Source organism: Nitrospirillum amazonense, assembly GCF_007828045.1.
Classification (GTDB): Bacteria; Pseudomonadota; Alphaproteobacteria; order Azospirillales; family Azospirillaceae; genus Nitrospirillum; species Nitrospirillum amazonense_C.
Window position 1 is genome coordinate 1 of the sequence record NZ_VITN01000001.1, and the last position, 26,495, is coordinate 26,495.

Here is a 26,495-nt window from a genome sequence, read left to right on the forward strand (position 1 = left end):
CAACATCCGTCGACATGACTTCCATGGCGAATGGAACTACACCATTTCGCCAAACACACCGACCAGATTGAAGCGATAATTTATCAACAGACCCTAAGCGGTTCATGTGTGCCTCCCTGTTGCGGCCGCGTCTTGGTGACGCGTTGTCGCGAACTAGGGAACCTTCTCATATCCACTGCGGCAGGGCAATACTGACTGACGAGTAAGTCAGTATTTGTCGCTTCGGCTGATTTTCTGATTCACCGGAGCAAGCGCAGAGGAGGCTTGCGATGGGTTCGGCCGTCGCGGTTCGTTCGGATTATTCAGCAGCGGGTCTGCGCCAATTGGCCCGCCGATGCGGCGATGCTGATCCGGTTCGGCGGTTGTTGGCCCTGGCCCCAAGGCACCGGTCACACGACACCACCACCCCGGGAATCCCCAGCAGACGAAACCCATGCGCACGCCGGGCGCGCCGATGGCGTTGAACACCCCTCCGCCAAGGAAGGCGGCGGCGAGACCCCAGATCGGGAGAGCATGGGCGGCATCTCAGGCCACCCCCACAAGCAGCGGGACCGCGGCCAGAACCATCAGCGCCGCCGTGACGCCATGGATGCCGAATGCCCGCCCGGTTGAGCCTTTCGCCGCGAGGATGAGCGACATGTCGCCCAGCGGAATCATCGCTTCGACCAGCAAGGCGATGCCGACCATTTGCGGCCCACCCCAAACCATCAGGGCGAGGACAACCAATCCGGAAGCGATGTCGCGCACACCCTTGAGCCGCAGCCACCAGGCGATGTTCACGCCCGCCTCAGGCAGCGGCAGGCCGAAACTCAAGGTCGCCGACCTTGGGCTTAAAAGATACAGGACGCCGATGACGATGATTCCGAAAGCCGCCAGCAGCGCCACCGCGATTGAGAACCCGTGCATGTCCACCTCCATATTGATTGCCGTTATATAATCTAGCATTGATAACTTTTCAAGCTTCGTTATAAATCCTGGTGGCCATGGCAAGGGAGGTGGCGCGTGGGTATCGCGGAGAGAAAAGGCCGGGAGCGGGCCGAGCGCGAGCAGCGCATCACGGCGGCGGCACGCCTGATCGCGGAAAACGAAGGATGGAACGCCGTGACGATCCGGCGCCTGGCGGAGGAGATCGAGTACAGCCAGCCCGTCCTCTACGCGCACTTCGAGAACAGGGACGCCATCGTGGCGGCGGTCGCCGTCCAAGGGTTTGGCGAACTGGCGGCGGCGCTCCGCCAGGCCGCATATGGATCGGCCGGTCATCAAGGCGCGCTTGAGAGCGTCGCCACGGCCTATCTGGCCTTCGCACGTGCGCACCCAGCCCTGTACGAGGCGATGTTCACCATGGCGACCGGCCTGCGCTTCGCGGAAGCCGATACACGCCCCGAGTTGAAGGACGCCTTCGCGGCGCTGGCCGAGGCTGTCGGGCCGTCGCGGACAGATGTCGAGGTCGCGACCGAGACATTCTGGGCGGCGCTCCATGGGTTGGCGGATCTGGAGCGTTCCGGCCGGATCAGACAGGGCGCGCGTGCAGCGCGCGTCACGCTTGTGGTCAACTGCCTGGTTGAGCCGTGAGGTCCCCGCGAATTGGCGGTGCAGGCACCTCTCCAATATACAATTTTCATTTAGCAGTAAGTGAATGAACTTGACCCGCCAGCGCCCGCGCGGTAGGTGGTTCTCATTCCCAGCCCCATTCGAGCGCACCAAAGACGAGAAGGGGTCGGGGAAAGGGCTTCCCAAGAGGCGTTGTCGCTATGTCAAACGATGGTATCGCGCTGAGTTCCATTCTGGCCCACCACGCGCGCCGGTCGCCCGGCAGGGCCGCGCTGGTCTTGGAAGGTGTCGCCGTTCCCTATGACGAACTGGACGCGCGCTCGAATGCGCGCGCCCGCCTGCTGGCGGCGCGAGGCGTCGGCCCAGGCGACTTCGTCACGGTGGCGCTGCCCAATGGCCTCGACTTCTATGAGACCACCTTCGCGATCTGGAAACTGGGCGCCGTCCCCAACATCGTGTCGGCCAAGCTTCCGCGGCTGGAAATGGATGCGATCCTTGACATCGTCCGCCCCCGGCTGGTCGTCGGCCATTTGCCCCAGGCTGGAATCCCGGTACTGCCCCCCGGCCAGGGAGCGGCCCTGGACCAATATTCGGCTGATCCATTGCCGGAGGTGGTTTCACCCCGCTGGAAGGCGATGACCAGCGGTGGGTCCACCGGACGGCCCAAGGTGATCGTCGATGCCATGCCGGCGCGCTGGAACCCGGAAGAGGGCTTCCTGTGCCAGCGTCCCGGCGACATCATCCTGAACCCCGGACCGCTCTATCACAACGCCCCCTTCCACTGCATTTTCACCGGCTTGTTCGTCGGCGGCACCATTGTCGAGATGGGCCGGTTCGATGCGTTGCGCGCGCTGGAGCTCATTGAGGCCCACGGCGTGACCTGGGTGACCATGGTGCCCACCATGATGCACCGCATTTGGCGCCTGGCCCCGGAAACCCTGTCGCGTTTCACCCTGCCCAGCCTGCGCATGATGCTGCACATGGCCGCCCCCTGCGCCGCCTGGCTGAAGGAGGCGTGGATCGGCTGGCTGGGCAGCGAGCGGGTCTGGGAATTTTACGGCACGACCGAGGGCATCGGGTCGACCATGATCTCCGGCACGGACTGGCTGGCGCATCGTGGTTCGGTCGGCCAGGTGCGCGAGGGATATGAGCTTGCCATCCTGGATGCCGACGGGCACCGCCGCCGTCCGGGCGAGGTGGGTGAAATCTATTTCCGGCCACAGGGCGGCCCAGGGTCGACCTACCATTATCTGGGCAGCCCGTCCCGGCGCATCGGTGACTGGGAATCGACCGGCGACCTGGGGTCCGTGGACCAGGACGGCTATCTTTACCTGTCCGACCGCCGCAACGACCTGATCATCTCCGGCGGCGCCAACATCTATCCGGCGGAGGTCGAGGCGGCATTGGACGCGCATCCGGCGGTGCGGACCAGCGCGGTGGTCGGGCTGCCCGACGAGGACTGGGGCGCCCGCGTCCACGCCATCGTCCAGCCGGTCGAGGGCGCGGGGCTGAGCCACGCGGACCTTCTGGAATTCGTGGCCGAACGGCTGGCGCGCTTCAAGCTGCCCAAGAGCATCGAGTTCACCAGCGAACCCTTGCGGGATGAGGCGGGAAAGGTGCGCCGGGCCGCCCTTCGCGACGCCCGGCTGGGGGGAACGCCCTCCCCGTCTTGACCAGCCTACTTCGCGCGCTTGTACAGGGCCTCGAAGCCACCCGCCATGAAGGTCACGAAGCGATGACGGGCGGCCTCGAAATCCTCGGACGTGCACAAATTGTCCGACAGGCGGTCGATGCGGCCGGTGCGTGACAGGATCAGCGTGTAGGCGCCGGAGGTGAACTGGAAACTCCAGAAGAGATCTTCCGGCGTGGCGTCGGGCAGGGCCTTCTGCAGAAGGCTGATGAGCCGTAGCGCCAGGGGGTCAAAATAGGTGTCCATCAACTCCGCGCCATAGCCCGGTGCATTGTTCACCTGCGCGAAGATCCGTCCGAAGTGGCGCCAGCCGTCGCCCCCGCTGATGTAGATGTCGAACGCCCCTTCATAATAGGCACGCAGTATCCCCTCGACGGTGGGGTAGTCCCCAGCCGCCACCTCATAAGCGTCCAGCGCCGCGGTGCGGGTGGTGACCGCATATTGCACGCGGCGTTCAAAGACGGCATCGAACAATGCCTTCTTGCCGTCGAAGTAATAGTGAATCAGCGCCGGATGGATGCCCATTCTGTCGGCGACATCCTTGATCGTCACCCCGAAGTACCCGAGTTGGGCGAACAGGTCCTCGCTGGTATCGAGGATCAACTTCACGGTCGCGGCCCGCTGCTCCGCCCGCGTGCGGCGGCCCGTAGGCTTCGGCTCTGCTGCCATATTCTCCGGCCTTCCTGATTGGACGCGTCGGGAAAAGACGCCATCCACCCCTCATTCGACAGGGACGATGGGGCGCCCGCCCCGTCGGGTCAAGCAATGACATTGCCCGTCAAACTTTTTCATTTATCACTAAATGAATGAACTTGACGACCTAGCGGCCATCGGATATCGCTTTGAGAAACCTATAAATAAACGGGGAGGGAACGCATGCCTGGGACCTGGAAAGCCGCGAGGCGCGTCGCGCTGTCCGGCACATCGCTCTTGACCGTCATGCTTTTCGCGTCGGGCCCATCATGGGCCCAGACATCGGCCGCGCCAGCGGAGGCCGCCGCCGCGACATCGGGCGGCGAGCTGGAAGAGATCATCGTCACCGGTTCCAGAATTCGCGGCGTCCCGCCCGTGGGCTCGAACCTGATCAGCGTCTCGAACGACGACATCAAGACCATCGGCGCCACGACGACGGCGGACCTGTTGGCCACCGTGCCGCAGTTGAACAGCTTCAACACCGCCCCGCGCGCCAGCAGCGCCGGGTTCGGCACCTTCGCGCCAGGCCTGCGCGGCCTGCCCTCCAGCGCCACGCTGACGCTGATGAACGGCCACCGCCTGGCCAGCGCCGCGGCCAACGACACAGGCCCCGACTACCCCAACATCCCCAGCCTGGCGCTGGAACGGGTGGAGGTCGTGCCCGATGGCGCCTCATCGGTCTACGGCTCAGACGCCATCGCCGGCGTGGTCAACTTCATCACCCGCCAGCGCTTCTCCGGTGCGGAGGCCGATGTCCGCTACGGCATGTCCGATGGCTATCACTCGGTGTCAGCCAGCGGTGTGATTGGCCGGACCTGGGCCACCGGGTCCTTCCTGGCGGCTTACGAGTTCATGCGGAATACCAACATCACCGGCGGCGAACGGGACTATCGCGTCCAGGACTTCCGGCCTTCCGGCGGTGTCGACACCCGGTCGTACAACTGCCCCTCCGCCAACGTGGTGATCCCGCAGACCGGCGCGCTGACCTACGCGGCGCCCAACTTCGCGCCGGGCACGATCAATTACTGCGACAACAACGCCACGGTCGACTTGCTCCCCCGGTCACGCCTGCACAGCGGCTTCCTGAGCGGCCGGCAGGAACTGGGCGAGCGTGTCACTGTGTGGGCCGATCTGTTGTATTCGGACCGTAAGGACATCATCCAGGCGGCCCCGCCCGTCGAGACGCTGACCATCACCAGGGCGAACCCTTATTTCGTGGCGCCGCCCGGCAGCGGCGCCACGTCGGAGACCGTCCTGTTCCGCGCCGATAATCTCTTCGGCTCCGACCACCTCGACAACACCGACAACACCCGGGTGGGCAATTCGTCGGTGGGCGTCGATGTGCAGTTGCCCGCCGATTTGAACCTGAGTGTCTACGGCACCTTCGACTGGTCGACCAACGACGCCTACATTCCCGGCGTCAACCCCGTGGCCCTCGCCGTCGCAGCGGCGGGAACGACGACGGCCACGGCCCTGGATCCCTTCGGCCAGCGCACCGCCCCAGGCGTGGCCGCCGCCATCACCACCTACCCCACCGCCGTCACCGTCACCCAGCACACCAACCTGGGCGCCCTGAAGCTCGACGGGCCCCTGTTCGACCTGCCGGGCGGGCCGCTGAAGTTCGCGGCCGGTGCGGAGTTCCGCAACGAGACCTTCACCCAGCGCGGCTTCGTCGGCACGGCACCGGTGCCCGAGGATCTGGACCGGGATATCTATTCCGCCTTCGGTGAAGTCTTCGCACCCATCGTGGGCGCCGGCAATGAGGCGCCCCTGCTGCACCGCCTGTCGTTGTCGGTATCCGGCCGCTACGACCACTACAGCGACTTCGGATCGACCAGCAATCCCAAGGTCGGGATCAACTGGGACCCGGTGGAAGACCTGACCATCCGGGGTTCCTACGGCAAATCCTTCCGGGCGCCGGGCATGCGCCAGGTCGGGGCCACGGTGGGTGCCTATTATCTCGACGCCGCCAGCGCCGCCGTCCTGGCCCGCGACCCGTCGCGGGGGGCGGCACAGGTCAATACGGTCTATCTGCTGGGCGGCAACCGCGACCTGCAGCCAGAGACGGCCCGCACCTATTCCGTCGGCATCGACTGGCAGCCGCACTTCCTGCCGGACTTCCGCGCCAGCGCCACTTTCTACGACATCAAGTTCGACGGCGCGATCGGCACGCCGCCGTCGTCGCTGGTCTTCACCGACCCGACGTTCACCTCCGTCGTCTACCGTAACCCCACACCGGCGCAGCTGGCCAAGCTGCTGGGCGTGGCCACGCCGGTCAACCTGCCCAACCCCCCGCCGCCCATTGGCAACCTGCTGGATGAGCGGTTGGGCAACTTCGGCATCCGCGCCACCAACGGCCTGGACTTCGATTTCGGCTATCACCGGGACGTCGGCTTCGGCACCGTGTTCGCGGGCCTGGCCGGCAACTACATCCTGAAGTTCGACACGCAGCTGTCACCCACCGCCCCGGTGTCGGACAGCCTGCGGCTGGGCCTGCCGCAATGGACCTTCCGGGCCTCGCTGGGCGCCACCGTCGGCGCGCTCAGCGTGGTCACCTTCGTCAATTACCAGGACGGCGTGACCAACAGCTTCGCCACCCCCACCGGCACCGGCGTGTACAGCGCCGACCCATACACGACGGTCGACCTGCGCGTCACCTGGACCCTGCCGGACAGCGGCATGACCTCGAAGACCGAACTGGCCCTGCAGATCAACGACCTCTTGGACAAGCGGCCGCCCTACTTCCCCGCGACGGACGGCATCGGCAGCAACTACAATCCCATCGGCCGCTTCGTCGCCCTCAATATCAGAAAAGGCTTTTAGGCAGTCGGGTCACTCTCCCGACGTCGCCGTGGGCCAACCCCCGCGGCGATGTCGCGGGGCGGCATCGGGCATCGGCACCAGCCACAGGTACCAGCCACAGGTATAAGACATGACCATCGTTTCCCCGGCGCCGAAGCCGGTATCGACTTCGCCCTTGGGCACGGCGCCGCCGCCTGATGCCCGCGCCTGGTACGTGCTGGCGGCGCTTTGCTTCGTCTACGTGCTGAACTTCCTGGACCGGCAGTTGCTGTCCATACTGGCAAAGCCCATCCAGGATGACCTGGGCGTCAGCGACGGCCAACTGGGCCTGATCAGCGGGCTCTACTTCGCCCTGTTCTACTGCTTCATCTCCATCCCCGTGGCCTGGCTGGCCGACCGCACCAACCGCGTGCGGGTGCTGTCCATCGCCTGCGCCCTATGGAGCGCGGCCACGGTGGCCTGCGGCTTGTCGGCCACGTATCCGCAGCTGGTGCTGGCGCGCATGACCGTGGGCGTGGGGGAGGCGGGTGGCGTGCCCCCCTCCTACGCCATCATCACCGATTATTTCCCACCGGGGCGGCGGGGGGCCGCCCTGGGCCTGTTCAACCTGGGACCGCCGCTGGGCCAGGCGCTGGGCATCGCCTTCGGTGCCTCCATCGCCGCCGCCTACAGCTGGCGCCGCGCCTTCCTGGTACTGGGCATGTTCGGTGTCGCCGCGGCGCTGATCGTCTGGACGACCATCCGGGAGCCCAAGCGCGGCGGGCTGGATACACCACCGGTCGGCGCTGCGCCTGCCCAGCCGGCCGAAGCCAAGGCCGGTTTCATCGAAACGGTGGCGATGTTCTTCCGGCGGCCGTCACTGCTGCTGATGGCGCTGGCCTGCGGGGCGACGCAGTTCGTCACCTACGCCGTCATGAATTTCACGGTCCTGTTCCTGATGCGGGAAAAGGGCATGAGCCTGCAACAGGTGGCGATATATTACGCCCTGCTGATCGGCATCGGCATTTCCATCGGCATGTATGCCTCGGGCCGGCTGGTGGACCGGCTCAGCGGCCGGTCCAAGCAAGCCTACGCCCTGGTCCCGGCGCTGGGCCTGGCGGGCGCGGTACCCTTCTTCGTGGGCTTCGTCTGGGCGCCGGGGTGGCAGCTGGCGTTGCTGCTGCTGATCGGCCCGACCATCCTCAATTACTTCTTCCTCTCCCCCGCCGTCACCTTGGTGCAGGAGGAGGTGCGGCCCAACCAGCGCGTGCTGTCGGGCGCCTTGCTGCTGCTGGTCATGAACCTGATCGGCCTGGGGTTCGGCCCCACCTACCTGGGGGCCGCCAGCGACCACTTCCGGGCGGCCCATCCCGGCAATTCCCTGCAACTCGCCTTCTACACCCTTGTCCCCTTCTATTTCCTGGCCATCGCGCTATTCCTGGCGCTGGCGCGGGTGCTGAGGGGTGAAGCCAACCGGACCGGAGGTCACTGATGCGTCTTTTCCTGCGCCTGGGCGCTTGCGCCGCGGCCGCCTTGTTATCCTCCGGCGCCATGGCCGGGGACAATCCCACGGTGCGGGCGCCGGCCGGAACCGTGGCGGGCCGTAGCGATGGCGACCTGAACGTCTTCAAGGGCATTCCCTACGCCAAACCCCCGGTAGGCCCGCTGCGGTGGAAGGCGCCGGAAGCGCTGCCGTCGTGGACGGGCGTGCGTGACGCCGGGGCGCCGGGGCTGGCCTGCGTGCAACCCAAGGCGGCCGGCACCACCCTCTACACCAACCCGCCACCGGCGATGGGCGAGGATTGCCTGACCCTGAACATCACGGCGCCGACGCGGGCGAGGAACGCCCCCGTCCTGGTCTGGATCCACGGCGGCACGCTGCTCAACGGCTATGGCTTCAACGAGATGTATGACGGCGCCGCCCTGGCACGGCGCGGCGTCATTGTCGTATCCATCAATTACCGGCTGAGCGTCCTGGGCTATATGGCCCATCCCGGCCTGAGCGCGGAAAATCCCGACGGCATTTCCGGCAATTACGGCCTGCTGGACCAGATCGCCGCCCTGCGCTGGATCCACGACAACATCGCCGCCTTCGGCGGTGACCCGGCCAATGTCACGGTGTCCGGCGAGTCCGCCGGCGCGCTGTCGGTCATGTACCTGATGGCGTCGCCCAAGGCGAAGGGGCTGTTCGCCAAGGCGGTGGTGGAAAGCGGCTACATGATCTCCATGCCCGAGCTGAAGCAACCCAACCATGGCGAGTTCGCGGCGGAGGCCATCGGGTCCTACATCGCCGGACAGGTGGGGGCGACCGACGTGGCGGCGCTGCGCGCCATGGACGCGGAAACGCTGGTGCAGGCGGCGGCCAAGGTCAACTACTTCCCCCTGGGCACGGTGGACGGCAAGGTGCTGACCGGCCAGCTGGTCGACGTGTTCGACAAGGGGGAGCAGGCGCCCGTCCCCATCCTGGCCGGCTTCAACAGCGGGGAGATCCGGTCCCTGCCTTGGCTGATCGCCCCGCCGCCGGCCGACGCCAAGGCCTATGAGGCGATGATCCGCGAACGCTACGGCGACCTGGCCGATGAATTCCTGCGGCTCTACCCCGCCACCGGCAAGCTGGAGGAAAGCGAGCTGGCGGCCACCCGCGACGCGCTGTACGGCTGGACGGCCGAGCGGCTGGTGCGGGACCAGACCAAGCTGGGACAACAGGGCTATCTCTACCTGTTCGACCACGGCTATCCGGCCATGGACGACAAGGGGTTGCATAGCTTCCACGCCTCGGAAATCCCCTATGTCTTCGGCACCATGGCGCACACCCCGTCCTATTGGCCGAAGGCGCCGGACACCCCGGTCGAGCGCCGCCTGACCGCCGCCATGAGCGATTACTGGGCCAGCTTCGCCCGCGACGGGAAGCCGGTGGCGGAGGGCCTGCCAGCCTGGCCCGTCTTCGGCAAGGATGAAGGCTACATGGCCTTCACCGACACGGCGCAACCGGGGCACAAGGTGATGCCGGGCATGTACGCGTTGCACGAGGCCACCGTGTGCCGCCGCCGGGCGGCGGGCAACCAGCCCTGGAACTGGAACACCGGCGTCGTCTCGCCCGTGCTGCCCCCACATGCGGAGGGTTGCTGACATGCCGCTGACGGGGCGTGTCGCGATCGTCACCGGGGCCGGCGGCACGCCCTGTTCCTGGCCCGACAGGGCGGTGAGGTGAGACCGCGCCCCGGCTGCCCTGTGGCAGCCGGGCGAGGGAGGGCCCTCGCCCGCCACGCTCTACCGGGTGAAATTTGACAATATTTTTAGGCCCTTGGCTGCTACGCTGCCTCCGTCCCGAACCGTCATTGGACCGGTGCCCGTCCTGCCGAGGGGAAATTGGAGATGCAGCCGCCCGCCCTGCCCGCGTCCTCCGCCTCCGACGCCCGCAGCGTGGCCGAAACGAATTTCATTTCGGCGACCATCCTGCACTCGCAGCTGACGGATGACGGCGAACGGCTGAGCGTCCGGCGCACCACCTGCGACGCCCTGCCCGATGTGGAAATGGGTTACGGCGGCATCGAGGCCCACCTGGCGCGGCTTTACCTGCAGCCCACCCCCGCCTGCACCATGCAACAGGGCCGGCGCATGCTGCAGCTGGCCCCCCGGGCGCCCATGGAATGCTCGTTCCGCGACATGCGCGACCCCTGCGTCTGGCGCATCGTCCATCCCGTGGACATCATCAGTTTCGAGCTGCCGCGCGGCGCCATGGCCCACTGGGCCCGGGATGCGGGGCTACGCGGCTTTCACGGGCTGGAATATGAATCCGGCCTGACGATGATCGACGATGTGATCACCCATTTCGGCCTGGCGCTGATGGCGCCGCTGGCCACGCCCGGCCGGGCCCCGGCCCTGTTCGTCGACTACATCCTGAACGCCTTCTGCACCTATCTGGTGCGCATCATGGGGCGGGAGCTGCCCGACGGCTGGCGCCGGGGCGGCCTGGCCCTGTGGCAGGAACGCCGGGCGAAAGAGATGATGGAAGCGGATCTGCGGGCGCCAGTGACGCTGAAACAGCTGGCGGACGCCTGCGGCCTGTCGGCGGCGCACTTCGCCCGCGCCTTCCGCCAGTCGGTGGGGGAACCGCCACACCGCTGGCTGACCGGCCGCCGGGTGGAATTGGCCAAGGCACTGCTGACGGCAGGCGAATTGCCCCTGGCCGACATCGCCCTGCGCTGCGGCTTCTCCGACCAGAGCCATTTCACCCAGGTCTTTTCCCGCTTGTGCGGCCAGCCGCCGAGTGCCTGGCGCCGCGCCCATCAGCGGAACGTCGTGCCCGGCCGCCACCCGGGGTGAAGGACCGGCCGGGCCGCGCAGGGGCGGCACCATGGCGGCGCTCACCCAAAAGGCATAGTCAAAACAGATATACGATCACCGCATTATCCCACTTACCTAAGTTATAGATCGGCATAGACGGACAGAAGCTGTATCGAACTCTTGGGAACTGCTAGACCATATGAATAGAACGAGATGCTAAACTACGCCCGTGAAATATCCGTACTTGTAAAATCAGCCCAATAGGGGTGCTCCGGTCGGCGATTGCACGGCAGGAACGGATGCGGCGCCCCCTCAGGGAAGAACAAGGCCCCGGCCACCCCCGGGGCCGAGCGTCATCAATCCGTGGCCCCAGCCGGGCCCACGCCGGGAGGCTTCCTTGCAGCTCCAGCACGACACCGCCGACGCCGTCCCCGTTTCGACCGTGGCGTTGGACAGCCCTCCCCCCGGCGGGGCGGAGCTGTACCAGTTGCTGGAGGCCTTGCAGGCGGTGAAGGTCGGCGACTTCTCCGTCCGCATGTCCGGCAACCATGGCGGCGTCCTGGGCAAGATCGCCGACACCTTCAACGAGATCGTCGCCGCCAATGAACGGATGGCGCAGCAGCTGGAACGGGTGGGCCAGGTGGTGGGGCGCGAGGGCAAGACGCGCCAGCGCGTGAAGTTCAACCTGTCCAGTGGGTCCTGGGGCGACATGGAAGGGTCGGTCAACTCCCTGATCGACGACCTGTTGTGGCCGACGACGGAAGTGACCCGCGCCATCACCGCCGTGGCGCGCGGCGACCTGCTGCAGACGGTGCCGCTGGACGTGGATGGCCGGCCGCTGCAGGGCGAGTTCCTGCGCTCCGCCACCATCGTCAACACCATGATCAAGCAGCTGAACGTCTTCACCTCGGAAGTGACGCGCGTGGCGCGTGAGGTCGGCACCGATGGCAAGCTGGGCGGACAGGCCCAGGTGCGCGAGGTGACGGGCGTCTGGAAGGACCTGACGGAGTCCGTGAACTCCATGGCGTCCAACCTGACGGCCCAGGTGCGCAACATCGCGGAGGTGACCATCGCCGTGGCCAACGGCGACCTGTCCAAGAAGATCACCGTGGACGTGCGCGGCGAGATCCTGCAGCTGAAGGAAGCCATCAACACCATGGTGGACCAGCTGCGGTCCTTCGCGTCGGAAGTGACGCGCGTGGCGCGCGAGGTGGGCACCGACGGCAAGCTGGGCGGACAGGCCATCGTGCCTGGCGTGGCCGGCACCTGGAAGGACCTGACGGACTCGGTCAACGCCATGTGCGGCAACCTGACCGACCAGGTGCGCAACATCGCCCAGGTGACCACCGCCGTGGCGCGCGGCGACCTGTCGCGCAAGATCACGGTGGACGTGCGCGGCGAAATCCTGGAGCTGAAGAACACCATCAACACCATGGTGGACCAGCTGAACGCCTTCGCCGGCGAGGTGACCCGCGTGGCGCGCGAGGTCGGCACCGAGGGCAAGCTGGGCGGACAGGCGGTGGTGCCGGGCGTGGGCGGCACCTGGAAGGACCTGACCGACAACGTGAACTTCATGGCCGGCAACCTGACGGCCCAGGTGCGCAACATCGCGGAAGTGTCCACCGCCATCGCCAACGGCGACCTGTCCAAGAAGATCACCGTGAACGTCAGCGGCGAAATCCTGCAGCTGAAGGAAACCATCAACACCATGGTGGACCAGCTGAACGCCTTCGCCGGCGAGGTGACCCGCGTGGCCCGCGAGGTCGGCACCGAGGGCAAGCTGGGCGGACAGGCCATGGTGCGCGGCGTGGCCGGCACCTGGAAGGACCTGACGGACAGCGTGAACTCCATGGCCGGCAACCTGACCGACCAGGTGCGCAACATCGCCGAGGTCGCCACCGCCGTGGCCAACGGCGACCTGTCGCGCAAGATCACCGTGGACGTGAAGGGTGAGATCCTTCAGCTGAAGGAAACGCTGAACACCATGGTGGACCAGCTGAACGCCTTCGCCGCCGAAGTGACCCGTGTGGCGCGCGAGGTCGGCACCGAGGGCAAGCTGGGCGGCCAGGCCCAGGTGCCCGGTGTCGCCGGCACCTGGAAGGATTTGACCGACAACGTCAACTCCATGGCCGGCAACCTCACCGGCCAGGTGCGCAACATCGCCGAGGTCGCCACCGCCGTGGCCCAGGGCGACCTGTCCAAGAAGATCACCGTCAACGTCAGCGGCGAAATCCTGCAGCTGAAGGAAACCATCAACACCATGGTGGACCAGCTGAACGCCTTCGCCGCCGAGGTGACGCGCGTGGCCCGCGAGGTCGGCACCGATGGCAAGCTGGGTGGCCAGGCCCAGGTGCCCGGCGTCGCCGGCACCTGGAAGGATTTGACCGACAGCGTGAACTCCATGGCCGGCAACCTGACAGGCCAGGTGCGCAACATCGCCGAGGTCGCTACCGCCATCGCCAACGGCGACCTGTCGCGCAAGATCACCGTGGACGTGCGCGGCGAAATCCTTCAGCTGAAGGAAACGCTGAACACCATGGTGGACCAGCTGAACCGCTTTGCCGGCGAGGTGACGCGCGTGGCCCGCGAGGTCGGCACCGAAGGGCGCCTGGGCGGCCAGGCGCAGGTGCCCGGCGTGGCCGGCACCTGGAAGGACCTGACCGACAGCGTCAACTTCATGGCCTCCAACCTCACCGACCAGGTGCGCAACATCGCCGAGGTGACCACGGCCGTGGCGCGCGGCGACCTGTCGCGCAAGATCACCGTGGACGTGAAGGGCGAAATCCTGGAGCTGAAGAACACCATCAACACCATGGTGGACCAGCTGAACGCCTTCGCCGCCGAGGTGACGCGCGTGGCCCGCGAGGTCGGCACCGAGGGCAAGCTGGGCGGCCAGGCCCAGGTGTCCGGCGTCGCCGGCACCTGGAAGGATTTGACTGACAGCGTGAACTTCATGGCGGGCAACCTGACGGCCCAGGTGCGCAACATCGCCGAGGTGGCCACCGCCATCGCCAACGGCGACCTGTCCAAGAAGATCACCGTGGACGTGCGCGGCGAGATCCTGCTGCTGAAGGAAACGCTGAACACCATGGTGGAGCAGTTGCGCTCCTTCGCGGCGGAGGTGACGCGCGTGGCGCGCGAGGTCGGCACCGAGGGGCGCCTGGGCGGCCAGGCGGTGGTGCCCGGCGTGGGCGGCACCTGGAAGGACCTGACCGACAACGTGAACCTGCTGGCGGCCAACCTGACCACCCAGGTGCGCAACATCGCCGAAGTGACGACGGCCGTGGCGCGCGGCGACCTGTCGCGCAAGATCACCGTGGACGTGAAGGGCGAAATCCTGGAGCTGAAGAACACCATCAACACCATGGTGGACCAGCTGAACGCCTTCGCCGGCGAGGTGACCCGCGTGGCCCGCGAGGTGGGCACCGAAGGCAAGCTGGGCGGCCAGGCCCAGGTGCCCGGCGTGGCCGGCACGTGGAAGGACCTGACCGACACCGTGAACGTCATGGCCGCCAACCTGACGGAACAGGTGCGCGGCATCGTGAAGGTGGTGACCGCCGTCGCCAACGGCGACCTGAAGCAGAACCTGGCGGTGAAATCCAAGGGCGAGGTGGCGGCCCTGGCCGAGACCATCAACAACATGACCAACACCCTGGCCACCTTCGCCGACCAGGTGACGACCGTGGCGCGTGAGGTGGGCGTGGAAGGGCGCCTGGGCGGCCAGGCCAACGTGCCGGGCGCGGCGGGCACCTGGAAGGACCTGACCGGCAACGTCAACCTGCTGGCCGCCAACCTGACGACCCAGGTGCGCGCCATCGCCGAGGTGGCCACCGCCGTGACCAAGGGCGACCTGACCCGCTCAATCCAGGTGGACGCCCGCGGCGAGGTGGCGGAGCTGAAAGACAACATCAACACGATGATCGACAATTTGCGGCTGACCACCGACCGCAACACCGAACAGGACTGGCTGAAGACCAACCTGGCCCGCTTCACCAACATGCTGCAGGGCCAGCGCGACCTGTCGACCGTGGGCCGCATGCTGCTGACCGAGCTGACGCCCCTGGTCGGCGCCCACCAGGGCGTGATCTACCAGATGGATGAGGAAGGCCCGCGCAGCCTGAAGCTGGTCTCCGGCTATGCCGACGACGCCACCCACGGCCACCCGCAGCGCCTGCAGATCGGCGAGGGGCTGATCGGCCAATGCGCCGCCGACAAGCGCCGCATCCTGATCACGGAGATGCCGGCCAACGTCGTGCCCATCTCCTCCGGCCTGTTCAAGGCCATCCCGCAAAGCGTCGTGGTCCTGCCCGTGCAGTTCGAGGGCCAGGTGAAGGCGGTGATCGAGCTGGCGTCCATGACGGCCTTCACCGGCCTGCAGATGACCTTCCTGGAGCAGTTGACCGCCAGCATCGGCATCGTGCTGAACAGCATCGAGGCGACGATGCAGACGGAAGGCCTGTTGAAGCAGTCGCAGCAGCTGGCCGCCGAACTGCAGGCCCAGCAGGGTGAATTGCAGCAGACCAACGAACAGCTGGAACAGAAGGCGCAGCAGCTGGCCGAGCGCAACGTCGAGGTGGAGCGCAAGAACCAGGAAATCGAACAGGCCCGCCGCGCGCTGGAGGAAAAGGCGACGGAACTGTCCCTGACCTCGAAGTACAAGTCGGAGTTCCTGGCCAACATGAGCCACGAGCTGCGCACGCCGCTGAACTCCATCCTCATCCTGGGCCAGCAGCTGAGCGAGAACCCCGACGGCAACCTGACGCCCAAGCAGGTGGAATTCTCGCGCACCATCCATGGCGCCGGCACCGACCTCCTGAACCTGATCAGCGACATCCTGGACCTGTCGAAGATCGAGTCCGGCACCGTCTCGGTGGAGGCGGAGGAGATCTTCTTCAACAACCTGCTGGACACCGTGGCGCGGCCCTTCCGGCACGAGGCGGAAAACCGCCGCCTGGCCTTCGACGTGCAGCTGGACCCGACGCTGGGCCGGACGCTCACCACCGACAGCAAGCGCCTGCAGCAGGTGCTGAAAAACCTGCTGTCCAACGCCTTCAAGTTCACCGAGACGGGCGGCGTGCGCCTCACCGTCTCGGCGCCGGCCAGCGGTTGGTCGTCGGACCATCCCATCCTGAAGCAGTCGCCCAAGGTGGTGGCCTTCGAGGTCAGCGACACCGGCATCGGCATTCCCACCGAGAAGCAGAAGATCATCTTCGAGGCCTTCCAGCAGGCCGACGCCAGCACCAGCCGCAAGTATGGCGGCACCGGCCTGGGCCTGGCCATCAGCCGCGAACTGGCCAACCTGCTGGGCGGTGAAATCCACCTGCGCAGCACGCCCGGCAGCGGCAGCACCTTCACCCTGTACATCCCGGCCACCTATCTGGCCCCCGTCCACACCGCCCGCGCCGTGGTCGCCAACGACCATCGCCCGGCCCTGGTACCGGCCGACGCCAACTGGCGCCATGCCGCCGGCCTGCCGGAGCGGGCGCTGGAGCAGGTGGTGGACGACCGGCTGGACATCCAACCCGGCGATGCCGTCCTGCTGATCGTCGAGGATGACCCGCACTACAGCCGGGTGATGGTCGACCTGGCCCGCGACAAGGGCTTCAAGGTGCTGGTCGCCATGCGCGGCATCGACGCCCTGGACCTGGCGCGCCAATACCAGCCGACGGCGGTGTCGCTGGACGTGTTCCTGCCCGACATGCTGGGCTGGACGGTGCTGAGCCAGTTGAAGCACAACCCGGCCACCCGCCACATCCCCGTGCAGATCATCACCCTGGACGAGGACCGGCAGCACGGGCTGGCCCGGGGCGCCTTCTCCTTCATGTCCAAACCGACCTCGCCGGAGGTGCTGGACAGCGCGCTGGAGCGGATCAAGGAATACGCCCAGCCGCGGCGCAAGCGCCTGCTGGTGGTGGAGGATAACGCCGCCGAGCTGATGAGCATCACCGAGCTGCTGGGCCACGACGACATCGAGGTCTTGGCCGCCGGAACCGGGGCGGAGGCGCTGAAGACCCTGCGCGAGAAACCGTGTGACTGCGTGGTGTTGGACCTGCGCCTGCCCGACATGACCGGGTTCGAGGTGCTGGAGGTCATCAGCGCCGACAGCAACCTATGCGACGTGCCGGTGATCGTCTTCACCGGGCGCGAGCTGTCGGCGGAAGAGGATGCCAAGCTGCACGCCATGGCGCGCAGCATCGTCGTCAAGGGCGTGGAATCGCCGGAGCGGCTGTTGGACGAGACGTCGCTGTTCCTGCACCGCGTCGTGGCCGACCTGCCGGCGGACAAGCGTCGCATGCTGGAACGGCTGCACGGCTCGGACGAGGATCTGGTGGGCAGCACCGTGCTGCTGGTGGACGACGACGCCCGCAACATCTTCGCCCTGTCCAGCGTGCTGGAACGCCGGGGCATGCGGGTGCTGGCGGCCACCACGGGGCGCGAGGCCATCACCCTGATCGAGCAGACCCCCGACATCGCCATCGTGCTGATGGACATCATGATGCCGGAGATGGACGGCTACCAGACCATGGGCGTCATCCGCGCCAACCCGGCCTTCCGCCGGCTGCCCATCGTCGCCTTGACGGCCAAGGCGATGAAGGGTGATCGTGAGAAATGCCTGGAAGCCGGCGCCTCTGATTACCTGGCCAAACCGGTCAACACCGAGCAATTGCTGTCGGCGTTGCGCATGTGGCTGCATCGCTGAGGGGACGCTTCACCATGGACGTCACGCCCAAGGCCAACATACTCCTGGTGGATGACCAGCCGGCCAAGCTGCTCAGCTACGAGGTCATCCTGAGCGAACTGGGGGAGAACCTGATCAAGGCCGGCTCCGCCCGCGAGGCGCTGGAGCATCTGCTGCGGCACGATATTGCCGTCATCCTGGTCGATGTCTGCATGCCGGATCTGGACGGCTTCCAACTGGCTGAGATGATCCGCAGCCATCCCCGCTTCGAGAAGACCGCCATGATCTTCATCTCGGCGGTCATGATGTCGGACGTCGACCGGCTGCGCGGCTATGAGGCGGGGGCGGTCGACTACGTGCCCGTGCCGGTGGTGCCCGAGGTGCTGCGCGCCAAGGTCCGCGTCTTCGTCGAGCTGCACCGCAAGACCCGTCAGCTGGAGCAGTTGAACGCGGAGCTGGAGCGCCGCGTGGCGGAGCGCACCGCCGACCTGGAGCACACGGCCGCCCGCCTGCAGCAGAGCGAGCGGCGGCGCAGCCTGGCCCTGGCCGCCGGCGGCATGGGGTCCTGGGACTGGAACGCCGATACCGACGAACTGATGTGGGACGACGCCCAGCATCGCATCTTCGGCACCGACCCCGCCCGCTTCGCCGTCACCGCCGCCAGCGCCTGGGCCCTGTTCCATCCCGAGGACCGGGAGGCGCAGATCCGGGCCATCCGCCAGGCCGCCACCACCGGCCAGCGCTATGGCGAGGAGTTCCGCATCATCCGGCCCGACGGCGCCATCCGCTGGTGCTTCGCAGCCGCCGCCCCCACCGGCGACGCGGATGGCCGCCCCCGCCGGCTGAGCGGCGTCACCTTCGACATCACCGAGCGCAAGGATGCCGAGGCCCGGCAGATGATGCTGGCGCGCGAGGTCGACCATCGGGCCAAGAACGCCCTGGCCGTCGTCCAGTCAGTGCTGCGCCTCACACGGGCGCCGTCCGTGCCTGAATTCGTGGAGGCGGTCGAGGGTCGCATCGGCGCCATCGCCTGGGTGCACACGCTGCTGTCGAATTCCCGCTGGCAGGGCGCCGAACTGGTGCGGCTGGTGCGCGAGGAGATGGCCCCCTATCAGTCCGGCGACACGCCGCGCGTGGTGTTCGACGGCCCGGACGTGATGCTGCTGCCCGCCACCGCCCAGTCGCTGGCGCTGAGCATCCATGAACTGGCCACCAACGCCGCCAAATACGGATCGCTGTCAGTACCAACCGGCAGCGTCCGGCTGACGTGGCACAGCCGCGCGGATGTCCTGACCCTGACGTGGCGGGAAACCGGCGGCCCCTCGGCAACGTCGCCGCGGTCGCGCGGCTTCGGCATCCGCGCCATCACCGAAAGTGTGGAACGGCAACTGTCCGGCCGGGTCGAGATGAACTGGCTGCCCACCGGCCTGGTCTGCACCTTCAGCATTCCCATGAACGAGGTGGGGAAATTGGTGGCCGATGACGCCGCCCCCGCCGCCCCACCGGCGCCAGAGCCCGCCGCCCCGGCCCACCACCTTCCCAGCGGGCTGCGGGTCATGGTGGTGGATGACGAGGCCATGGTGGCCATGATGATGGAACAGGCGCTGCTGGATCTGGGCATGGCGGTGGTCGGCCCCGTGGGCACCCTGCCCCAGGCCCTGGTCCTGGCCAAGGCCGGCGGCATCGATTGCGCCATCCTGGACGTCAACCTGCAGGGCACGCCGATCTACCCGGTGGCCGATCTGCTGGCCGACGCGGGCGTGCCCTTCATCTTCCTCACCGGATACGACAAGGTGACGATGGATGACCGCTATCACGGCGTGCCGGTGCTGCAGAAGCCCGTGCGGCTGTCCGATCTGGAACGCGTCCTGCTGACGCTCATCGGCCCGGCCGCGTCGCCCCCCATGCGCGTCTTCGCCACCGGGCAGGTCGCCAGTCTCGCCTGACATTTCCACCCCCATCACTGGAGGCTGATCCCGGGCCCGCGGCGTCGCCGCGGGCGGCCATGGGCCACCGGGGACTAGACGGTAACGACCATGCTCTCCGAACGGCACCTTCAGCTCTTGCGTCTCTCCATCCCCTCCGTCTGGGCGTTGGAAACCCTCTTGTTCCTGTACCGGGGACGTAACCGGGCGTGGACGGTGCCTGAACTGGTCCTGCACCTGCGCAGCAGCGCCGCCGCGATCGAGGGTGCGCTGGCGCCCCTGGCCCAAGCGGGCCTGGTTGTCGCCGAAGGCGACGCCCACCGGTTCCAGCCGGCCGTGCCCCTCCTGGAAGCCTTCGTGCGCGATCTTGAAACCGCCTATGCCGAACAGCCGCTATCCATCATCAAAGCCATCCTCTCGACCCCGAATTCGCGTATCAAGTCTTTCGCCGACGCCTTCAAACTGAGCAAGGATTGAGGCCATGCCGACGCTCGCAGCGGCCGTTTACCTTTTGTGTGGGGCCACCAGCTTCCTGTGCATGGTTCTTCTGACCCGCAAATACCTGCAGGACCGGTCGCGCCTGCTGCTGTGGAGCGCGCTCTGCTTCACCGGCCTGGCGATCAACAACTTCCTGCTGTTCCTGGATTTTGTCGTACTGCCCGAGATCGACCTGCGTCCGCTGCGCACCGTGACCGCCCTGGTCTCCGTCGGCATCCTGCTGGTCGGGCTTATCTGGGAGACGGAGTGATGGCCGCGGGAGTGGACGAGTCCGTCAAGATACTGAGCTACCTTTCCGGCGGCGTGACGCTGGGCTATTTCCTGGTCAGCCTATTCTTTCTGCGGTTCTGGGCCCGGGTGCGGGACACGCTGTTCCTGGCTTTCGCCACCGCCTTCGGGCTGCTGGCCATCAACCAGGCGATCACCACCTTCGCCGATGTGGCGCAGGGCGAATACCTGTGGGCGTTCGGCCTGCGGCTGGTGGCCTTCTCGCTGATCATCGCCGCCATCGTCGGCAAGAACGTGCGGCGGCGGGGAAAAGCCCGGCCCTGACGGGATCGGCTTCCCGCCCGGCGGTCATCCCCTCTTGGCCACCTGCCAGCCGATGACCATCGCCACCACCCAGGCGGGTGCGACATAGACGGCCAGGCGGGTATTGTCGTCAAACGCCAGCAGCACCAGGGTCAGGGCGAAGAAGGCCAGCGTCAGATACCCGGTCCACGGCGCGCCCGGCATGCGGTAGGGCGAGGGCGTCACCCGGCCCGCCGCCACGGCGCGGCGGTAGAACAGGTGGGAGATGATGATGATGGACCAGGTCCACAGCTGGATCACCACCACCGTGCTCATCACGTAGATGAAGGCCTGCTCGGGCGCCACGTAGTTCACCAGCACACCGGCCAGCATGAACACCACCGAGGCGATGATGCCGCGCGTGGGCACACGCTGATCACTGAGCGTGGCGAAATAGGCGGGCGCCTCCTTGGCGTTGGCCAGGGTGTGCAGCATGCGGCCGCAGGAGAAGATGCCGCTGTTGCAGGCCGAGGCGGCGGCCGTCAGCACGACGAAATTGATCACCCCAGCGGCGGCGGGAATGCCGAAATGGTCGAACACCGTGACGAAGGGGCTGAAATCGGGGGAGATCTGGTCCCACGGCACCAGCGACATGATCACCACGATGGCGCCGATGTAGAACACCAGGATGCGCAGCAGGGCGCCGTTGATGGCGCGCGGCAGGGTCTTGCCCGGATCTTCCGCCTCGCCCGCCGTCACGCCGATCAGCTCGATGCCGCCGAAGGCGAACAGGGCGGCCGGAAAGACCAGCAGGGTGGCCATGGTGCCGTTGGCGAAGATGCTGCCGTGGGTCCAGAGGTTGGAGACGCTGGCGTGGGTGCCAAGACCACCGGCGTCGAAGCCCAGCACCGCCACGCCGAAGATCAACAGGGCGACGACGGCCAGGACCTTGATCAGAGCGAACCAGAACTCGAACTCGCCGAACACCTTCACGCTGCGCAGGTTGGCGGCCAGCAATACGCCCAGCATGGCCAGCACCGGCACCCATTGCGGCAGGTTGGGGAACCAGTAACGGATATAGACGCCGACCGCCGTCAGCTCGGCGATGCCAACCATCACCCACAGGAACCAGTAGGACCAGCCGGAGACGAAGCCGGCCCAGGGCCCCACGAATTCCTGGGCGTATGTCGCGAAGGACCCCGCCACGGGGCGGTAGAGCAGCAGCTCACCCAGCGCCCGCGCCATGAAGAACACCGCCATGCCACCCAGCGCGTAGGCCAGCAGCAGGCTGGGCCCCGCCTTGTGGATGGCCTGCGCCGATCCCAGGAACAGCCCGGAGCCGATGGCGCCGCCCAGTGCGATCATCTGCACATGACGGCTTTTCAGGCCGCGAACCAGCCCTTCCGACACGTCACTCACGCGGCACCGCCGGCGGCTTGATCACAAAACATTAAAATCCCTCTCCCGAAAATTCTTATGTTACTTGACCAAAGCCCGACTCTCGCCCGTCCCCAGGTAATTCAAGGCTTCCGCCAGCCAATCTTTACTTGGGCAGAAGGGTTCATATCATCTTTTCGGCGCGGTGGCTGCCCCAGATGCAGCCGGCCGACGACGACCAGCATAAGGTCCAGCCCAGTGGGCGGCGAAGCCGTTGATCCCGTCCTCGATCCTGATACGGGGGAGAGATATGGCGCGTCCCTTGTGGGTCACAGCGCCCGATATCGACGAGCGACTACCGGCCATTCCCCTCACGACCAGGGCCAGGCCGACAGCGCGCCGCCGCCGTCGGCCGTTCCCGGCAGATCCGCCAGCATGAGCAGCAGCTGATCGGCCGCACGCAGGTCGGCGGTATCCAGCCCTTCCTGGAATCCGTCGCGCAGGGGCAGCAGCAGGGCCAGCGCCCGGGCCGGCTGCCCCTGGTCCATCCACAGGCGGGCGAGATCGATCGCCGCCCGCAATTCCCAGGCCTTGGCCGCCTGCCGGCGGCTCCACGCCGGCGCGTCCTGCAACAGCGCCTCCACCTCAGCCGGGTCGCGGTCGGGCAAGGCCCGCAGGACGTCGGCCTTGACGCGCAACAGCTCGGGCATGGTGAACAGCTCGCCACTGCCGGCGCAGCGGCCAATGGCGGCTGGTGGCGACCTTCAGGAATTCCAGGATGGAGCCCGGCCAGCCATGGGTCATGATCATGGGCAGGGCCTCGAGGTGCCGGGACCTCACATGGATGAAGTGGATGTCCAGCCCGTCGATCTCGGTGATGAACATGGGCAGATGGTGGCGTTGACGCGCCGCTTCATCTCGGCCAGCGCCTCATCCGGGATCTGGACCTTGAACGGGCGGATGACCGCGTCGCCCGTGGCGGCCCGCACCGCGCCAGGAAGGGTGCCCAGGGCACCGGCCGCCGCCGTGGCAGCCAGGAAATGTCGGCGTGTCGCCGAGGGGAAATTCATCGATCGCTTCCCTTTTCCGCAGAGGATAGCCCACGGCGGAATCAGTAAGCGAGAGGCGGATGCAGCGCCTGTTATGGCTTGTGATCCGGTATTGGCGGCTGTCAGCCGCGCCCCGGGTTTAGCCGCCAGACGGGCGTACCGGCGTCATTCGCAGCGCAGATCGCTCATGAACTCATAGCGGTCGCCGCGATAGGCCGAACGGGTGAATTCCACCGGCGTGCCGTCACCCAGGCGGGTCACGCGCTCGATGCGCAACACCTCGGCATTCTCCTTGACGGAGAAGATGCCGGCCTCCGTCGGCGTGGCGAGCGAGGCACGGATGCGCTGCTGGCCCTTCACCGGGCGATAGCCGTGGGTGCCCAGGGCCTCGTACAGGGAATCGCCCAGTTCCTCCAGCGCCGGCAGGAAACGCGCCGGCACGACCGCATGCTCTATGGCCAGCGGTTCCCCATCCGACAGGCGGATGCGGCTCAGCCGTGCCACCTTGGTCACCACGGGGATCTCCAGCATGGCCGCCTCATCCTCCGTGGGGCTGGCGTAGGCCTTCATCATCCAGATGACGCCGGGCTTGTCGCCGCGCCGACGGGCATCGTCGCTGAAGCCGCTGAGGAAGGCCGGGGCCTCTATCCGCGGCGCCACGAAGGTACCCGACCCGTGCTTGCGGAACAGCAGCCCTTCCTCGATCAGCTTGTCGATGGCCTTGCGGATTGTCACCCGCGACATGCCGGTGAGATCGCTGAGATTGCGTTCCGACGGCAGCGCATTGCCGGGGTCGATTCCGCCCGACGCGATCTGTTCCCGCAGTTTCCGCGCGAGCTGCAAATAGATCGGGGTGCTGTCTTCGGGCTGGGGGGCCAGTTTATCGCGCATCGGGATCACATATCGCAAAAATGGGGAGGGTTAAACGTCAAAGGGGACCATGGGCCAAGGCCGACTTCAGGTCTTTGGGATACAGCGACAAGAGTGCGTCGGCCTCTGCCGGGGGGCGGCCCGAAGCGACAAGGACGGCCTTGCGGATGTTATAGTCCGAAACCTTCAGCGCGTCCTCCGCCTCTACTTCGGAAGCACCCGTCAATTCCTGTACGATACCGCAGGCACGGCGCGCCAGCTTTTCGTTGGAAACCCGCATGTCCACCATCAGGCCGCGGTAGACCAGCCCTAATCTTAGCATCATTGTCGTGGATAAAAGGTTAAGGACCACCTTCTGCGCCGTGCCCGCCTTCATGCGGGTGGAGCCGGCGACGGGCTCGCCTCCCGTCTCCGCCAGGATGGGATGGTCGCTGGCGCTCAGCAACAGGCTGCCGGGGTTGTTGGCGATGCCGATGGTCAGGGCGCCGGCCGCCCGCGCCGCCTCTATGCCCGCGACGGTGAAGGGCGTGCGGCCGCTGGCGGCCACGCCGATGGCGACGTCATTGGGCCCCAGGGCTGCCGCCGCGATCTGGGCGCGGGCGTCGGCCTCGTCATCCTCCGCCCCCTCCACGCTTTCCGTCACGGCCAGGGTGCCGCCGGCCAGCACGAACACCAGACGGTCGGCCGGCCAATTGTAGGTAGGGGTCAGTTCCACGCCGTCCTGGACGGCGATGCGGCCGGAGGTGCCGGCGCCCATGTAGACGATGCGCCCACCGTCACGCAGGCGCTCGGCAGCCTCTTCACTGGCGGCGGCGATACGGTCCAGCTGACCGTAGACGGAAGACACGGCGGCGAGCTGGCCCTCCAGCATCGCCTCCAGCGCGACCTTGGTCGGCCATTCGGCAATCTCGACGAAGCGTCGGCCGTAGGTTTCGGTGGACATTCAAATCTCCTGAAGGCGCGCACGCTGCGTGGCGCCATCCGTCTGGCGGACGGCGCGTCCGCACGCGCATAGGGCGAAGGCGGCCAGCGTTCCCACGCACAGCTGCCACGGAAAGGCTAGGTTCTGCAGGCCCGCCGGCAGGAACAGGGCCCGGGCTACGGCCGGCTGCAGGGCCAGCACGACGAGGAAGCCGCCGGCCAGCGCCACCATGACCGAGACGCTGGAGCCCCGGCTGGTGAACAGGGCGGTGAAGTAGACGCCCAGCAGCCCGGCATAGGCGAAGTTCATGACCGACAGCACGAAGTCCAGCAGGGGCGCCCGGGTGTAGTGCTGCCAGTAGTAGGAGCCGATGGCCATGACCAGGGTGGCGGCGCTGACCGCCGCCATGCCGAAGCGGCCGGCCATGACGTAATGGTGTTCACCGGCCTGGTGCCGGGCGGCGTGCCAGGGGCGGTAGAAATCCTGGATCAGCACCGACGACATGGCGTTCAGCGCCGACATGGTGGTGCCCACCGCCGTGGCGATGACGCCGATGGCCATCATGCCGCGGATGCCGGCCGGCGCCTCCGTCAGGATGAAGTGCATGAGGACGGTGATGTCCTCGCCCTGGAAGGCGCGGGCGGGGCCGGCGCCGGCCGCCGCGGGCCCGCGATAGAACAGGTAGAGCAGGCTGCCGATGGCGATGAACAGCCAGACGATGGGGATGGCGGCGCCAATGGACAGGTACAAGCCCTTGGCGCTGGTGCGCGCGTCGCGGCAGGCCAGCAGGCGCTGCGTCGTGTCCTGGTCCAGCGCATAGTTGCCGATGAACAGCAGCACGATGCCGGTCAGCGACGCCCACAGGCTGAACGGGGCGGAGAGGCTGGCCGTCAGGTCGAACAGGCGCAGCTTGTCATGCCCGTCCGGGGCCGCCGACAGGGTTTGGATCATGTCGCCCAGCGGCATGTCCAGGCGGTGCAGCAGCAGCAGCGCGATGCCGATGGCGGCGCCGACATAGACGATGAACTGCAGCAGATCGATCCAGACGATGGCCTTCAGCCCTTTGTGGAAGGCGAAAAGGAAGGACGCCAGGATGAGAAAGGCGGACGCGACGGAGACGTTGGCTGCCGTGACGGTGCCGAAGATGATCATGGCCACGGCGATGGCCGCCAGATACAGGCGGGCGCCGCCGGCGATGATGCGGCCCACCAGGAACATGCCGCCCGCCGCCTTCATGGCCGACGGCCCAAAGCGCCGCCCCAGCAGCTCATACACCGTGGTGACGTTATTGGCGTAGAAGCGGGGGATGAAGACGTGGGCGACGATCACCACCGCCAGGAAGGCGCCGAGGAAGGTGCTGAGATAGGTGAAATCGCCGCGATAGCCGAAGTCGGGGCCGCCCAGGAAGGTCGCGGCGGACTGGGTGGTGGCCAGGACCGAGATGGCGGCCAGCCAGGCCGGAACCTGTCCCGACGCCAGGAAATAATCCCGAGCGTCGCCGCTGTCCTGCCGGTTGACGGCGTAGCCCACGCCGGCGACGGCCAGGAAGTACAGGCCCACGACCGCCCAGTCCCAGCCAGAGAAAGCGCCACTCATACCACCCCCAACACCTTGAACCTTCCGATTTGCCGCCGCCGGCGGGCACCGCCAGATGGCGATGCCC

20 protein-coding genes are annotated in these 26,495 nt (G+C 66.9%); 11 read left to right on the plus strand and 9 right to left on the minus strand.

Translation table 11 applies throughout. From position 1 onward, the window contains the following. Positions 1 to 525: 525 nt before the first annotated feature. Positions 526 to 918, minus strand: a complete 393-nt coding sequence (locus FBZ89_RS00005) for a DUF4267 domain-containing protein (protein WP_211115040.1) — start codon at positions 916 to 918, stop codon at positions 526 to 528. An 84-nt stretch (positions 919 to 1,002) separates the two neighbouring features. Between FBZ89_RS00005 and FBZ89_RS00010 the strand changes: the two genes are divergently transcribed. Continuing rightward, a complete protein-coding gene (locus tag FBZ89_RS00010) occupies positions 1,003 to 1,572 on the plus strand; it encodes a TetR/AcrR family transcriptional regulator (RefSeq protein ID WP_145748002.1) in 570 nt (189 codons plus the stop codon). A gap of 179 nt (positions 1,573 to 1,751) precedes the next feature. Next, entirely contained in the window at positions 1,752 to 3,224 is a 1,473-nt protein-coding gene (locus FBZ89_RS00015; RefSeq protein ID WP_145748003.1) for an AMP-binding protein, read from the plus strand. A 5-nt stretch (positions 3,225 to 3,229) separates the two neighbouring features. On the opposite strand, the gene FBZ89_RS00020 is transcribed toward FBZ89_RS00015, so the two are convergent. Then, entirely contained in the window at positions 3,230 to 3,910 is a 681-nt protein-coding gene (locus tag FBZ89_RS00020; RefSeq protein ID WP_145748004.1) for a TetR/AcrR family transcriptional regulator, read from the minus strand. A 207-nt stretch (positions 3,911 to 4,117) separates the two neighbouring features. On the opposite strand from FBZ89_RS00020, the gene FBZ89_RS00025 reads away from it, so the two are divergent. From FBZ89_RS00025 to FBZ89_RS00065, 9 genes are all read left to right on the plus strand, one after another. Further along, complete coding sequence (locus FBZ89_RS00025) at positions 4,118 to 6,757, plus strand: TonB-dependent receptor plug domain-containing protein (RefSeq protein ID WP_145748005.1); 2,640 nt, start codon at positions 4,118 to 4,120, stop codon at positions 6,755 to 6,757. 109 nt (positions 6,758 to 6,866) lie between these two features. Then, positions 6,867 to 8,207, plus strand: coding sequence for a spinster family MFS transporter (locus FBZ89_RS00030; protein WP_145748006.1), 1,341 nt, complete (start codon positions 6,867 to 6,869; stop codon positions 8,205 to 8,207). Continuing rightward, positions 8,207 to 9,844, plus strand: a complete 1,638-nt coding sequence (locus FBZ89_RS00035) for a carboxylesterase/lipase family protein (RefSeq protein ID WP_145748007.1) — start codon at positions 8,207 to 8,209, stop codon at positions 9,842 to 9,844. Before FBZ89_RS00030 ends, FBZ89_RS00035 begins: the two co-directional genes overlap by 1 nt. Before the next feature lie 246 nt (positions 9,845 to 10,090). Beyond that, a complete protein-coding gene (locus FBZ89_RS00040; RefSeq protein WP_211115041.1) occupies positions 10,091 to 11,041 on the plus strand; it encodes an AraC family transcriptional regulator in 951 nt (316 codons plus the stop codon). A 358-nt stretch (positions 11,042 to 11,399) separates the two neighbouring features. Then, positions 11,400 to 17,702, plus strand: a complete 6,303-nt coding sequence (locus FBZ89_RS00045; protein WP_211115042.1) for a HAMP domain-containing protein — start codon at positions 11,400 to 11,402, stop codon at positions 17,700 to 17,702. 14 nt (positions 17,703 to 17,716) lie between these two features. Next, on the plus strand, positions 17,717 to 19,627 hold the full coding sequence (locus FBZ89_RS00050; RefSeq protein ID WP_145748008.1) for a response regulator: 1,911 nt from the start codon (positions 17,717 to 17,719) through the stop codon (positions 19,625 to 19,627). Positions 19,628 to 19,717: 90 nt separating this feature from the next. Then, on the plus strand, positions 19,718 to 20,083 hold the full coding sequence (locus FBZ89_RS00055; protein WP_145748009.1) for a hypothetical protein: 366 nt from the start codon (positions 19,718 to 19,720) through the stop codon (positions 20,081 to 20,083). A gap of 4 nt (positions 20,084 to 20,087) precedes the next feature. Then, positions 20,088 to 20,354, plus strand: a complete 267-nt coding sequence (locus tag FBZ89_RS00060; protein WP_145748010.1) for a DUF5985 family protein — start codon at positions 20,088 to 20,090, stop codon at positions 20,352 to 20,354. Beyond that, positions 20,354 to 20,656: a DUF5985 family protein gene (locus FBZ89_RS00065; RefSeq protein ID WP_145748011.1), complete on the plus strand. Its 303-nt coding sequence runs from the start codon at positions 20,354 to 20,356 to the stop codon at positions 20,654 to 20,656. Before FBZ89_RS00060 ends, FBZ89_RS00065 begins: the two co-directional genes overlap by 1 nt. 24 nt (positions 20,657 to 20,680) lie before the next feature. Here FBZ89_RS00065 and FBZ89_RS00070 read toward each other — a convergent pair whose 3' ends face one another. The 7 genes from FBZ89_RS00070 to FBZ89_RS00095 all read right to left on the minus strand — a co-directional run bounded on the left by FBZ89_RS00070 (position 20,681) and on the right by FBZ89_RS00095 (position 26,428). Further along, positions 20,681 to 22,033, minus strand: coding sequence for an amino acid permease (locus FBZ89_RS00070; RefSeq protein ID WP_211115043.1), 1,353 nt, complete (start codon positions 22,031 to 22,033; stop codon positions 20,681 to 20,683). Positions 22,034 to 22,362: 329 nt separating this feature from the next. Continuing rightward, positions 22,363 to 22,701 carry a hypothetical protein gene (locus tag FBZ89_RS00075; RefSeq protein ID WP_145748012.1) on the minus strand — a complete coding sequence of 113 codons (339 nt, stop codon included), beginning with the start codon at positions 22,699 to 22,701 and terminating at the stop codon, positions 22,363 to 22,365. Continuing rightward, positions 22,637 to 22,876 (minus strand): epoxide hydrolase N-terminal domain-containing protein, encoded by a 240-nt coding sequence (locus tag FBZ89_RS31125; protein WP_211115044.1) that lies wholly within the window; start codon positions 22,874 to 22,876, stop codon positions 22,637 to 22,639. The genes FBZ89_RS00075 and FBZ89_RS31125 overlap by 65 nt, the downstream gene beginning before the upstream one ends. After that, positions 22,828 to 23,061 (minus strand): hypothetical protein, encoded by a 234-nt coding sequence (locus FBZ89_RS00080; RefSeq protein WP_211115045.1) that lies wholly within the window; start codon positions 23,059 to 23,061, stop codon positions 22,828 to 22,830. Before FBZ89_RS00080 ends, FBZ89_RS31125 begins: the two co-directional genes overlap by 49 nt. Before the next feature lie 144 nt (positions 23,062 to 23,205). Next, complete coding sequence (locus FBZ89_RS31820) at positions 23,206 to 23,931, minus strand: GntR family transcriptional regulator (protein WP_145748013.1); 726 nt, start codon at positions 23,929 to 23,931, stop codon at positions 23,206 to 23,208. 37 nt (positions 23,932 to 23,968) lie between these two features. Next, on the minus strand, positions 23,969 to 24,853 hold the full coding sequence (locus FBZ89_RS00090; protein ID WP_145748014.1) for an N-acetylmuramic acid 6-phosphate etherase: 885 nt from the start codon (positions 24,851 to 24,853) through the stop codon (positions 23,969 to 23,971). After that, a complete protein-coding gene (locus FBZ89_RS00095) occupies positions 24,854 to 26,428 on the minus strand; it encodes a sodium:solute symporter family transporter (RefSeq protein ID WP_145748015.1) in 1,575 nt (524 codons plus the stop codon). Positions 26,429 to 26,495 lie beyond the last annotated feature (67 nt).